8 protein-coding genes and 2 pseudogenes are annotated in these 13,334 nt (G+C 43.9%); 6 read left to right on the forward strand and 4 right to left on the reverse strand.

Going from position 1 to position 13,334, the window contains the following annotated elements; all coding sequences use genetic code 11:
- Positions 1–14: 14 nt before the first annotated feature.
- Together PXH59_RS00915 and PXH59_RS00920 are read right to left on the reverse strand one after the other, a co-directional pair.
- The gene (locus tag PXH59_RS00915; RefSeq protein ID WP_285809913.1) at positions 15–551 is read right to left on the reverse strand and encodes an IS630 family transposase; all 537 of its coding nucleotides are present in this window, start codon (positions 549–551) and stop codon (positions 15–17) included.
- A 25-nt stretch (positions 552–576) separates the two neighbouring features.
- Positions 577–1,023 carry a helix-turn-helix domain-containing protein gene (locus PXH59_RS00920; protein ID WP_285809914.1) on the reverse strand — a complete coding sequence of 149 codons (447 nt, stop codon included), beginning with the start codon at positions 1,021–1,023 and terminating at the stop codon, positions 577–579.
- Positions 1,024–1,451: 428 nt separating this feature from the next.
- On the opposite strand from PXH59_RS00920, the gene PXH59_RS00925 reads away from it, so the two are divergent.
- Together PXH59_RS00925 and PXH59_RS00930 are read left to right on the forward strand one after the other, a co-directional pair.
- Positions 1,452–2,189 carry an alpha/beta fold hydrolase gene (locus tag PXH59_RS00925; protein WP_285809915.1) on the forward strand — a complete coding sequence of 246 codons (738 nt, stop codon included), beginning with the start codon at positions 1,452–1,454 and terminating at the stop codon, positions 2,187–2,189.
- A gap of 291 nt (positions 2,190–2,480) precedes the next feature.
- Positions 2,481–2,771: pseudogene (locus PXH59_RS00930) on the forward strand (IS982 family transposase); the annotation flags it as partial.
- A gap of 993 nt (positions 2,772–3,764) precedes the next feature.
- On the opposite strand, the gene PXH59_RS00935 reads toward PXH59_RS00930, so the two are convergent.
- On the reverse strand, positions 3,765–4,664 hold the full coding sequence (locus PXH59_RS00935; protein ID WP_285809916.1) for an IS982 family transposase: 900 nt from the start codon (positions 4,662–4,664) through the stop codon (positions 3,765–3,767).
- Positions 4,665–4,788: 124 nt separating this feature from the next.
- On the opposite strand from PXH59_RS00935, the pseudogene PXH59_RS00940 reads away from it, so the two are divergent.
- From PXH59_RS00940 to tadA, 3 genes and pseudogenes are all read left to right on the forward strand, one after another.
- Positions 4,789–5,497 (forward strand): annotated as a pseudogene (locus tag PXH59_RS00940) (IS1 family transposase).
- Positions 5,498–5,652: 155 nt separating this feature from the next.
- Positions 5,653–6,474 (forward strand): DNA-3-methyladenine glycosylase family protein, encoded by an 822-nt coding sequence (locus PXH59_RS00945; protein ID WP_285809917.1) that lies wholly within the window; start codon positions 5,653–5,655, stop codon positions 6,472–6,474.
- 88 nt (positions 6,475–6,562) lie between these two features.
- Positions 6,563–7,072 carry a tRNA adenosine(34) deaminase TadA gene (gene tadA, locus PXH59_RS00950; RefSeq protein WP_072059758.1) on the forward strand — a complete coding sequence of 170 codons (510 nt, stop codon included), beginning with the start codon at positions 6,563–6,565 and terminating at the stop codon, positions 7,070–7,072.
- A 4-nt stretch (positions 7,073–7,076) separates the two neighbouring features.
- Here the strand turns inward: tadA and mltF are convergent, their stop codons facing one another.
- Positions 7,077–8,612 carry a membrane-bound lytic murein transglycosylase MltF gene (gene mltF / locus PXH59_RS00955; protein WP_285809918.1) on the reverse strand — a complete coding sequence of 512 codons (1,536 nt, stop codon included), beginning with the start codon at positions 8,610–8,612 and terminating at the stop codon, positions 7,077–7,079.
- 264 nt (positions 8,613–8,876) lie between these two features.
- Here mltF and purL point away from each other — a divergent pair, with 264 nt between their 5' ends.
- Entirely contained in the window at positions 8,877–12,764 is a 3,888-nt protein-coding gene (gene purL / locus PXH59_RS00960) for a phosphoribosylformylglycinamidine synthase (protein WP_285811841.1), read from the forward strand.
- Positions 12,765–13,334 lie beyond the last annotated feature (570 nt).

Here is a 13,334-nt window from a genome sequence, read left to right on the forward strand (position 1 = left end):
ATATTGTTAAGTCCTCAAGAGAAATTAACTGCAAATTGGCGACCATAACTTTCAAATAAAGTATTTAGCTCATGATCCATTGTATCCTGAGTCCAAGTGATAAAACGTCGCCAGTGATATTTAGCCTGTCTCCAGACGATTTCAATCAGATTCAGCTCTGGGCTGTAGGCGGGAAGGTAAAGTAAAAACAGGTTGTGTTCTCGTAACCCGCGACTTTTGATTTTTTCATCTATCCTATGATGGATACGCGCATTATCTAATACGACAAATGTCAGGCGATGATCCCCTTGCTTTGCAACCTGCTCTAAAAAATCAATGACATCAGTCCGCGTAACACTGTCTGACATTATCTGATAAAACAGTGTGTTATCGGTGTAATTTAGCGCCCCTAACACTGAACGTCTGACATGATTTTGCGGCTCTGTTTCATGGGGCTTACCCCGCGGGCTCCATCCGTGTTGCACCGGCGGAGAGGCGGTAAAACCCGCCTCATCAAGATAGACCAGCCGGTAATGACCCGACCGCGCACCCGCCTTAATTTTATTCAGCAAGGCGGCTTTTTCAGCAAACTCCGCTTCATTGCATTTTTTTTAAAGACAGGCGGGCTCGTTTATAGGTTAACCCCTGTTTTTTCAGGGTATTCGCCAGCGTCTCCAGCGTACAGGGCAGCGGGCCATGCTTGTCCTCGACTTTCTGTGCGATTCGGGCTAACGTCAGAGATTCTGCACTGGCGGCTTCGACCGCGGTGGTAATCATGTCAGGGGTCATGGCGGGATATCGGCCTCCGACATGCCCACCTAATAATCCCGCTATCCCTGAATCGTGCCAGAAGTGAACCCAGTCATAGATAACTCTGAGACTGCATCCCATCTCAGCGGCTATCTGACGGGGTTTGATGCCTCTGGCAAGCATGAGCAAACCCGTTCCTCGCGTACGGATGTCTCGGTGTCTGTGATTCAGGGCAAGTTGTTGTAATGTAATACGTTCAGCTTCAGACAGTGTGATATTCGATTTCAATTTCATAAGAACAGGCGGTAAGTCATCGGATGACCGATTATAACATCAATGCAGGTCATTTATCCGATCAACTTAATATATAGATTTGGCGAGGATGTGATAAATGAAGAAAATATTAATATAAATGAAGAGGAAATTTATTTGCCAGGCTACGAATTAGCTATTGTTTTGTCAAATAATAACCCTTTTAAAGATATGTGTTAATAAATGATATTTTAACTATGTTTTTATAATGTTATTTTATTTTAATTATATCATGTAAATTGACTGCTTGATATATCTAGGTATCTTTTAACAAAATTATTAGGCCAATAATGTTTCAGATTTTGATTAGTTTTATAGAGTTTTTTTCTAAATCACTGACTATAAGTATTGTACTTTCTTTGATTCATAGGCCAAAAGAGGCCAAACTATACCGTAATGAAGAGAGTATAATGTCAAAGTCAAAGCGAAGTTCGTTGATTGTTAATTCTAAAAAGGTCAAATGTTATAGCTGGGGTAGCGGGAAAAAGAATATAATGATTGTTCATGGTTGGAGTTCCCGAGCCTCTAGATTTTATAAAGTAATAGAAAAACTTGTCGATGCGAACTATCGAGTTATTGCATTTGATATGCCGGGACATGGTGAGTCTGAAGGTAATGGGGCGACTATCTTAGACGTAAACTTTATTCTAAAAGAGCTACAGAATAAGTTTGGCCCATTTGAAGCAATTGTTTGCCATTCATTGGGGGCTCTTTTCAGTTTCTATGCACTTAAAAATGGGCTTTTTGCTAAAAAAATAATCTCAATCTCTAGTGTATGTGAGTTCAAGTATGCTACTTATAGAGCAGCATCATTTGTTAATTTAAAATATAAAACTATCAATGCATTATATAGTAAGCTCGAGAAAATTTTCAGGTCAAAGACTATATGGACTGATTTTTCAGCTGATAATAAAATCGATGATGTAGGTTCAAAAATTATAATTATTCATGATAGATTTGATGATTATGTAGACTATTCTCAATCTAAAAAAATAAACGATGCTGTTAAAGATTCAAAGATGATATCTACAGAAGGCTTAGGTCATTTTAAGATTTTATCAGAAGACAGTGTTGTAAAACATATATTAATAGAAATTAATGATTCAGATATAAAAGATAGATTGTCACTAATGTTTTCAGGAAATTAAATATCAATCATAGGTTACAAAATTCTCATATGTTGGTAAACACTTTTATACTGAGGACTCCCTTCATGAATTTAATAGCTGATTTATGTAACAGGAATTAGTGTAAGATTCGGGCCAATGTTTTCATTACACAGGACAAACGGGTCTAAACTAACCAATGGCTTTTTTAAGACACGTTTGCTCATTTCAGTACGTTATTAACCCGAATTATGTATAAGAAATTGACGAGAAGCCTGTTCCGGGAGCAAAGTTTTGGTGCACACCAAAAACCGCTCCGAGGTGGAACAGGCTATGGATAAGTTAGTTGAAGTTTTCTGTGATGTCGATGATTTTTGCCGTTTTTTCATCCCTCAATGGGAACAATTTTGTCTCGATAGCGGGCATCGTTTACGCCGCCGACAAGGTCATATGTATCCCAGTGAAATCATGACCCTTTTGATCCTTTTTCATCTGTCGCATTACCGTGATTTTAAAAACTTTTATCTGGAGCATATTTGGCAATACCACCACAACTTCCCCACTTTGCTCAGTTATGTGGCAAAACAGGCAATGCCTGCTTTACCTTTGACGGATATCTGTGCGCCAGAGTGAACGCAAGTTGAGGTATTGCGGGGTATCGGTTGAGTACGCGGTACTGCCGCCTGCATGAGCAGGTCATCCCCACCGGCAAAAAGCCAGCCTCGATATCGTCAAGTTCTCCTTTTTCAATCTATAAAATGCAGTGTCAGATTCACTATGTGGTGAAGCAGGCGTGAGCCTGTCAGGGTTACGTGGTTCTTTGGCTGCGGCGTCACTTTCAGCGGTAAACCGGCAAAAAGTGACGCCTTAAGATCCGTAATCGATCAGCCGAAGTGGTACAGCGTTGAAATGCCTACAGGCACAGCAAAACGCCGCAAGGTTAAATGTCAAACGGTAGTCATATTAATGATTAGCTGTAGAAAATTGTCTGTTGAATAATTCAAACAGGGATAGATAAAAGTATGAATGGATACGCAAAAGCCATCCCGTTGTTCATTGAAGATAAAAGAAAATAGGATTTATGTTGATTTGAAAAGTCAGTGTATGAATCCACGGTCAATACACTTCGGTGGCAATATAAAAACACCTTTTGGGCGTACTTTTAGTTTAAGAGACCTTCATTGCCAGACGAGGGGTTAGGTGTCCTGACAATATCTGCTTCCAAAGGTGGGCAGATGTACCGCAATGTTTGCTCTCCCTTGCAGGCTACGGGAGTTTAGGTTCGCCACCCGAAGGTGATCCTGACAGGCGATGGATCGTTTTGTAGAAAAAGATATTAACGGTTAGTCAGGGAGGAGTCAAACTGCTGCTGTTCCTGTCATCCTGATTTTTGCCTGAATTTCCGCGCAACTTCCGCAAATCCCCCTATATTCCGCCAAAATCAGACAAAAATTGGATTTAATTGGTTAATTAATTTCACTGATGAATGTGTACAATAAACAACCTTAACTCACCGGGTGCCATTTTAATTCAGCACAATGCCGATCCCTGATTGATAAAACGTAAGTGAAATTCAATGAAAAACAACAAGGAATTGCTGTACCTGCAAGAACGCGCTTAACATCCTATAACGTTGGCTTGTTGAAGCCAGTCGCGTTGACTTTTACCTTGTTTAAAATTGGCAAAAATACCCAATGTGTGAGAAAGCAGTTTTCTGGCAATTCGATTACTCAAATGCCACAAATCCCGTGCCCAGCACTTCTCGATAGCAAATTGCCCGGCAAGTTGACCAATGACGGTTTCAATTAAACGGCGTTTGGCGTTAATGACCCTTCTCGTTTTTCTGGGGATGGGATCATCCCTATTGGCACGCACTGGGGTAATCATTTCAATACCCTCTGCCTTCATTTCCTGTTTAAATTCAACGCTTAAATACCCTTTATCACCCAGCAAATAGCCTTTTATCGAACCGATCACATCCCAGGTTGCTTCACGCTCACCGACATTGGCGGGCGTCAGCGTAAACCCGGTTACCACGCCGATTTCGTCTATCATGAGATGTCCTTTGAAGCCGTAGTAAGTTTCGTTTTTGGCGGCACAGTACCCATAATCGGCTTGTCTTTTGAAGTTGGCACTGCCTTTTGCTCTTTTGAATCCACAGACGGGCAGCGGAAGTCCGTCGATAATATGTACCGGCCTGTCGGGCGCGCCCAATAACCTCGCCAGCTTTTCTTGCAGTTGTTGTTTAACAACCCAAAGATTCGAAATCTGTTTAGCGAAATTGGCGCGTGAACCCAGTCCCGGAAACCACTCGCGCCAGTGGTCACGAAAGTACGTCCAAATGCCTTTATCCGTTGAAAAGCCTAAAAATTCGCCCACCACTTCCATCGTGATGGCTTCCGCATCGCTCAGCTTAGGTGGATATCCCCGGCTTCTGAATCGCATACCTTGCTGTAACTGCGTTAAATTGTTATCTACCCAACAAAACACCCAAATGATAAAATCTTGCTGTGACATAGCCTTTTGTTCCTTTATTTCTCTATTTTTGACGACTTAAAGTTATAAAGGAGCGGCTATGTCATTTCAACTCATCATAAAAGTCGAGCATCGCGTTATTATTATGTTTTTTAGAGAGAGCCTCATGACCGTCACGATAGAAGTTTCTTGCTGATACTGCGATCAAACAGAACCGGTATGTAAACACGGAACAGGTAAAGCGAATTTTCCGCGCAATTATTGCAAAAACTGCCAGAAAACCTTTTAACTTAACTATCGTTACAATGGTCATAAGCCCGACATAAAAGAAAAAGTGATTGATATGGTGATGAATGATTCTGGTGTCAGGGATACAGGTCGTGTTTTGGGTATCGGCATCAACACGGTTATACGGACTTTAAAAAACTCTCCCCAAAGCAGGTAACATCAAGGCAATAGGTTTACAATGATGTCATGCTCATTTGCGAGTTAGATGAACAATGGTCTTTCGTCGGTAACAAAAAACAACACCATTGGCTTTGGTATACTTTTAATACAAAAAGAAAACAAGTTATCGCCCATGTATTTGGTCCCCGAAACGATAAAACTTGTCGAAAACTCCTTTATTTATTAGCCCCTTTTAACGTTCGTTTTATGACGACCGATAACAGGGAAAGTTATATTCGGGAAATTGAACCCGAAAAACATTTGGTGGAAAAATTTTTACCCAGTGTATAGAGCGACATAATCTGACTCTCCGCATTCATATCAAACGGCAGGCAAGAAAAACTCTTTGTTATTCACGTTCGATAGAAATTCATGAAAAACTTATTGGTATAAGATCGATGATATTGCTTTATAGGCGGGTTTGTTGATTTGCCATTGTATCTAAACTTAAAGTCTGTTAGAGAGTGAGATTAATTCTGTGCATCTCTGGAGCTACCCAATGAAATCAAGCTGTTTAACGGAAGTTATATTACCCAATAATTATCACACTAGCAATTTTTTGGCCTTTCATCAGAGGGATGAAATGGGTATTTCTGAGATCGTACAACATAATCAAATTAAAAAAGGGATTATTTGGTATGAAAATCCGGCCCTTTTGACCATCACAATGGAAAAGAATAGGGCAAAAATACAGCTTGATATTGATGGTGATAAAGATTGTCCTTCACAACGTGAAGCGTTATCGACGCTAGCCTCCCATATGCTTGGTTTGAAACAACCGGTTGATATATTTGAATCCATCTATCATGATCATCCCGTTATTGGCGAATTGGTTAACAGACAAACAGGCTTGCGCATTTATCAATCCGCGACACCTTTTGAAGCGCTGAGTTGGGCGATTATCGGTCAACAAATTAGTTTAAGCGCAGCAATTTCCATCAGGCGGTGTTTTATTCAGGCGGTGGGGCGTCAGCACTCTTCTGGGTTACTGTGTTTCCCGAATTATAAGCAGGTGATGCAATATTCGCAGCATGATCTCCGTCAGTGTGGTTTTTCTGTGGGTAAAGCCAATGCGTTATTGCATGTTTGTCAACTTATTGACTCTGGGTTATTGGAACTCAATATTCCAGAAGGAGAAAATGGCGTGAAACGGTTGGCGGATAGCTTACTTGCTATCAAGGGCATTGGCATGTGGACAGTGAATTATGCATTATTACGAGGATTCAGTTACCTGGATGGTTCACTACATGGCGATGTTGCCGTCAGGCGTAATCTCCAATATTTGCTCAACCAGGAAAACAAAGTGAGTGCGGAACAGGCAGAAAAATGGCTGGCAGATTTTTCTCCCTGGAAGGCGTTGGTGGGCGCGCACTTATGGCAACAGCAATCCAGTAGTGGATACTAATACCACTCCAACTGAGATTCAGATTGAACCGGCAGATTGAGGTGATTGGGTATAATAGGCGGAATTTTCATAAGTAAGAGAATGGGCAGTGACAAAAAATTTTAATGATGAATATTGGATGCGTCGGGCGATAGGTTTAGCCATGCAAGCACAGGCAAAGGGGGAAATTCCGGTCGGTGCTGTATTGGTGGCCGATAATAAAGTGATTGCTGAGGGATTTAACCATCCAATCACTGACCATGATCCTACCGCTCATGCAGAAATTATTGCGTTACGGCGGGGCGGGAGGCAATTGCAGAATTATCGTCTGTTGAATACGACACTGTATGTCACTTTAGAGCCTTGTATCATGTGCGCAGGTGCGATGGTACACAGCCGGATACAACGGTTAGTTTATGGTGCCAGCGATATGAAAACCGGAGCAGCGGGTTCACTGATTGATATCTTGCGCCACCCGGGCATGAATCACCAAATTGACATTACCGGCGGGGTGCTGGCGGAAGAGTGTGCCACTATGTTGAGTGCTTTTTTTAAACAACGCAGGGAACAGCATAAGGCATTGAAAAAATTGAAAACTCAGCAACAGGACATGCCATAGTCAGTTATGATTTAGCGGTCGTTTCAGATGGCGTCGGTGTTTTATTCTCCGACGCTTTTTCGTGAGATCCAGCGTTATTGCTTGTTATTTTGTCATTCTCAGCTTGAGGAGTATTGATGGTCGTGGTATCCGTTGCCACTTCACTCTCTTCCGTTTTCTCGCGGTTGGCTTTCGCTCTAAGGTATCCCTCCAGGCTCAAATAGTAACGCCGAATATTTTCAACGTAACGATAAGCTTCATAGCCACGGGCATAGCCATAGGTTGTATTGGCGTAATATCTTTTCTTGCTGAGCAGGGGCAGGCGCGTTTTAACATCCAGCCAGCTGTCTGGATTCCCTTTTTGTGCCGCGGTTAATTTACGGGCATCAAGAAGGTGCCCATACCCCATGTTGTAAGCGGCAAGGGCAAACCAAATGCGCTCATCCTCAGGAATGGTTTCTGGCAAACGCGCCATCAGGTAGTGCAGATAAGCCATTCCGCCTTTTACACTCTCCTCCGGATCCAGCCGATCGTGAATTCCAGCCCATTTTGCTGTCGGGCGTGTGAGCATCATCAATCCACGAACACCAGTAGGTGAAGTGGCTTGTGGGTCCCAATGTGATTCTTGCCATGCAATGGCAGCCACCAATTGCCAATCAAGCGATCCCGCGTATTGTTGAAAAATGGGTTGATAGGTTGGTAAGAGCGTATTGATGGCACGAATAAATGAAAGGGTATCGAAATAATCGAATGAGCCGACATGACTGAAATATTTTTCTTGTAGCCGCGACATGATGCCGTTTTCAGTCAACATACTGAAGAAATCGAGCATAGCGGAGTAGAGGCTATAATCGGCATTACGTTTTAAATACCAGGTTAAAGGGCTTTCTTCACTGACATCAAAAGCAACTGCCAGATTGGGATGAATGCGCTGTTGCAAGGCCAAACTGAGGGAGTCACTGATGGTATAGTCGATTTTTCCCTCGGAGAGTTGTTCGAGCAATTGTTGCGTATTCTCGTGTGGTGTTTCTTCCCAGGTTAACTCAGGATAAGACTTTTCTTTCCACTTTTTCAGTTCACTTACATGAGCTGAGCCTGCCGTGACGATGAGTTTACCTTTTAAATCACCAAACGAATGTGGACGTGTCGCCCCCTTGCGATACACCAGTTGTTGTATGACTGAAACATAGGCTGGGCCAGTGCGTGTCTGGTTCAGCCTGTCTTTATTGTAGATAAGCCCGGCAGCCAGGAAATCGGCTTTATCGTTTTCCAAGTCGTCAAAAAGTTGCTTAATGTTGGGACGAAACTTAATCACCAGTTTAACGCCCAGATAATTGGCAAACCGCTTGATTAACTCATAGTCGAATCCTGCTGGCTCATTTTTGTTGTTAAGAGAGATCAGAGGAGAGCTGATGGTACTAACCCGTAGCTCTCCTCGTGCCAGAATTTTGTTTATCTGCTCCTGCTGTTTATTGGGCCAATTGATATTCAGGCCGATGATGGCAGCAGAAAGGAGCGTGATAATTACGATAACAAAATAATTTATCTTTATGTTATTCAAATAGTTATCTCTTTTCAGAACGATTTGTAACCGTATGAAGTACAAGATAATAGCATGGTTAAATTTCCAGTAATCGAGAATTTTGCGTAACAAAAGGGAGATGTGCAACCCTATTAAACTCATTTTGGTATTTTATTGAGTGTATTGCTGGGTGAATAAATCACCACGCAAACGGTTTCGTCAGAGGAAACATTCCTCTATAATGCTTGCTGTTTCCTGAGGCATCAGTCAGGCTTTGCTTCTAAGATGAGAGAACCTATTATTATGGAAATTCTGCGTGGCTCACCCGCTTTATCGGCATTTCGCATCACTAAGCTCCTTTCCCAGTGTCAAGATCAACATCTCCCAGTTACTGACATTTATGCAGAATATGTGCATTTTGCCGAAGTTAATGACCCCATCACGGAAGATGAGCGAGAGAAATTAAATAAACTATTAAAGTATGGTCCCTCTTTGGCCGAACTTGAGCCTAAAGGACAACTTATATTAGTCACGCCTCGCCCTGGCACGATATCCCCTTGGTCATCGAAAGCGACAGATATTGCCCACAATTGTGGACTGAAGCAGGTTGTCCGTTTAGAAAGAGGGATTGCCTATTATATTCAGAGTGTTGGCCTGGATGACGGGCAATGGCAAACGTTGTCGGCATTACTGCACGATCGCATGATGGAACGTGTGTTCACTCAGTGTGAACAAGCCGAAGTCCTGTTTTCTCACCAGCCCCCTGCGCCGTTAAAACAGATTGATATCTTGCAATCGGGACGGGCCGCACTGGAATCAGCAAATATTGAATTAGGGCTGGCTCTGGCTATCGATGAAATTGATTATCTGATGAGCGCTTTTCAGGCGTTAGGACGCAATCCAACGGATGTTGAGCTGTATATGTTTGCCCAGGCAAATTCTGAGCATTGTCGCCACAAAATTTTCAATGCAGATTGGATTATTGATGGCCAGACTCAACCCAAATCTTTGTTCAAAATGATCAAAAACACGTTTGAACAGACGCCAGATTACGTGCTTTCTGCTTATAAAGATAACGCAGCGGTTATGGAAGGTTCTGATGTTGGCCGCTTCTTCCCTGATCCTGCAACCGGGGTTTATGACTATCATCAAGAGCCAGCCCACATCTTGATGAAAGTGGAAACTCATAACCATCCGACCGCCATTTCGCCCTGGCCCGGTGCAGCGACGGGTTCCGGTGGTGAAATTCGTGATGAAGGTGCAACCGGACGAGGTGCCAAACCGAAAGCCGGGCTGGTCGGTTTTTCAGTTTCAAACCTGAGAATTCCTGGGTTTGAGCAACCGTGGGAAGAGGATTTTGGTAAACCTGATCGCATTGTCAGTGCATTGGACATCATGCTGGAAGGCCCATTAGGCGGCGCAGCGTTTAATAATGAATTTGGGCGTCCGGCATTGCTCGGGTATTTCAGAACCTATGAAGAAAAAATTTGTTCCCATAACAGTTCAGAATTGCGTGGTTATCACAAGCCCATCATGCTGGCAGGCGGGATCGGCAATATCCGTGAAGAACATGTCCAGAAAGGGGAGATTTCGGACGGTGCAAAATTGATTGTGTTGGGTGGACCAAGCATGAATATCGGTTTAGGGGGCGGGGCGGCATCTTCAATGACATCCGGTCAGTCTGATGCTGACCTGGATTTTGCCTCTGTACAGCGTGACAATGCGGAGATGGAGCGTCGTTGTCAGGAAGTGATCGACAGTTGCTGGCAATTGGGGGATAAAAATCCGATTTTATTTATTCATGATGTAGGCGCTGGCGGTTTGTCAAATGCTATGCCCGAATTGGTCAGTGATGGCGGTCGAGGCGGGCGTTTTGAGTTACGTAATATTCTTAACGATGAACCCGGCATGAGTCCATTGCAGTTATGGTGCAATGAATCCCAGGAACGTTATGTTTTGGCGGTAGCACCAGAGCAATTAGCTCTGTTTGAAGAAATATGCCGCCGTGAACGTGCGCCTTACGCGGTGATTGGGGAAGCAACGGAAGAGCGACATTTGCAGTTGAATGACAACCATTTTAATAATCAGCCAATCGATATGCCGCTGGATGTGTTGCTCGGTAAGACGCCGAAGATGCTGAAAAATGTACAGGTTTTGCAAGCTCAAGGGCAAGGTTTGGATCGCAAGGGGATTGATCTCGCAGAAGCGGTAAAACGTGTCTTGCATTTGCCTGCCGTGGCGGAAAAAACATTCCTGATTACGATAGGGGATCGTTCCATAACCGGTATGGTTGCCCGTGACCAGATGGTTGGCCCCTGGCAAATTCCAGTCGCAGATTGTGCTGTGACTACCGCCAGTTTGGACAGCTATTATGGCGAAGCCATGTCAATGGGCGAGCGAGCGCCGATTGCATTATTGGATTTTGCAGCATCAGCGCGTATGGCGGTGGGTGAAGCACTGACCAATATTGCCTCCGCTTATATCCAGGATCTGAAACGCGTGAAGTTATCCGCTAACTGGATGTCGGCATCAGGCCATGCTGGTGAAGATGCGGGGTTGTATGCCGCCGTCAAAGCTGTGGGTGAGGAGCTGTGCCCAGCCTTGGGATTGACCATTCCGGTTGGTAAGGATTCGATGTCAATGAAAACCCGCTGGCGTCAAAATGGGGAAGAGCGTGAAATGACGTCACCACTTTCATTGGTTATCAGTGCGTTTGCGCGAGTAGAAGATGTGCGCTGTACCGTGACGCCAGAGTTATCTACTGAAGATGACAATGCGTTGCTGCTAATCGATCTGGGTAAAGGGCAGAATGCGCTGGGTGGGACAGCATTGGCGCAGGTTTATCGCCAACTGGGGGATAAAACCGCAGATGTTCGCAGCGTCGAACAATTAGCGGGTTTCTTTAATGCGATCCAACAGTTGATTTCAGAACAAAAATTGCTGGCTTACCATGACCGTTCGGATGGTGGATTATTGGTGACATTGGCTGAAATGGCTTTTGCCGGCCATTGCGGATTGCATGCCGATATCAGTGCATTTGATGAAGATATTCTGGCCGCATTATTTAATGAAGAATTGGGGGCGGTGATCCAAATTCGTGAGACTGACAGAGAGCAGATTGAGAACCTGTTGGCAGATTATGGATTAAATGAATGTGTGCATTATCTGGGTAAAGCCCGGGCGGGCGATGATTTTGTGATTTCCAGTGGCAATATGGAAGTTTATCATCAGAAGCGCAGCACATTGCGCTTATGGTGGGCAGAAACAACGTGGCAAATGCAGCGCCTGCGTGATAACCCTGAGTGCGCAGATCAAGAGCATCAGGCAAAACAGGATGTGAATGATCCGGGCTTGAATGTGGAATTAACCTTCAATCCTGCGCAAGATATTGCTGCTTGTTATATTGCAAAACAAGTGCGTCCGCGCGTTGCGGTATTGCGTGAACAGGGCGTTAATTCCCATGTTGAGATGGCGGCGGCATTCCACCGGGCAGGCTTTGAGGCGGTGGATGTTCATATGAGTGACTTATTGGCGGGGCGGATCACATTAGATCAATGCCAAACATTGGTTGCCTGTGGTGGCTTCTCATATGGGGATGTGCTTGGTGCAGGTGAAGGCTGGGCGAAATCCATTCTGTTTAATCCACGGGTACGTGATGATTTTGCGAGTTTCTTCGCAAGGCCGGATACCTTAGCACTTGGTGTATGTAACGGGTGTCAGATGATATCTAACCTGCATGAATTGATCCCTGGCACAGAACACTGGCCGCGCTTTGTCCGTAACCGTTCAGAACGCTATGAAGCCCGCTTTAGCTTAGTGGAAGTGGTAAACAGCCCTTCATTGTTCCTGAAAGATATGGCCGGTTCTCGTTTGCCGATCGCAGTGGCTCATGGTGAAGGGCAGGTGGAGTTTAGAAACGACCTGAGTTTGATGGAACTTGAAAAGCATCAGCAAGTCGCATTGCGTTTTGTGGATAACTACGGTTCAGTGACAGAAAGCTATCCGGCAAATCCGAATGGTTCTGTGAACGGCATTACTTCTGTGACCAGCCTTGACGGCCGAGTCACAGTGATGATGCCTCATCCTGAAAGGGTATACCGTACTGTTAGCAATTCCTGGCATCCTAAAGAATGGGGAGAAGATAGTCCGTGGATGCGCATTTTCCGTAATGCCCGCAAACAGTTAGGTTAATAGCAAAGGCCCTGAAAATGCATCAGGGCCTTTATTTTTTTACCGTGTCTCTATATCACGACAATGATGCTTTTGGGTGTCTCAAAAAAGAGACACTTAATGCATTGATATAGTTTGTGAATTTTTTTTCTGGGGTGAAGTGTCATAAATAGGCGACACTAATGTTTATTAAAAATGAATAAATACCGATAAGAAAATGCAATAAGTCTGTATTTTTATTTATTTCTTACAATATCAATTGGTTAAAAATTTCTTTTCAAATTGGCATGTAATATGCATAATACAAGGCAGTTGCTCATTCAACATTGTTATGTCGGCCCGCAATTGGGTGGAAACATGCCACATAAGCCTCAGAATGACGCCAAAGTAAGGTGCCTACCGTCCAACTTAATGATATTCGCCTTTGGGCCTTATCAAACACAGGGCGACACGTGGAGTGAGGCACCGCCTACATGTTCACATGCAGGATCCTCACTGGCGGGATGGTAAAAAAAAGTTACTGTCCCGCCGTCATTATGGCAGCCCACCCTGTTTATGTATGCATTCGCATCGCTTTCAATGACTGATTGT

The sequence above is a fragment of the Xenorhabdus bakwenae genome, from assembly GCF_030272115.1.
In the GTDB taxonomy this organism is placed as follows: Bacteria; Pseudomonadota; Gammaproteobacteria; order Enterobacterales; family Enterobacteriaceae; genus Xenorhabdus; species Xenorhabdus bakwenae.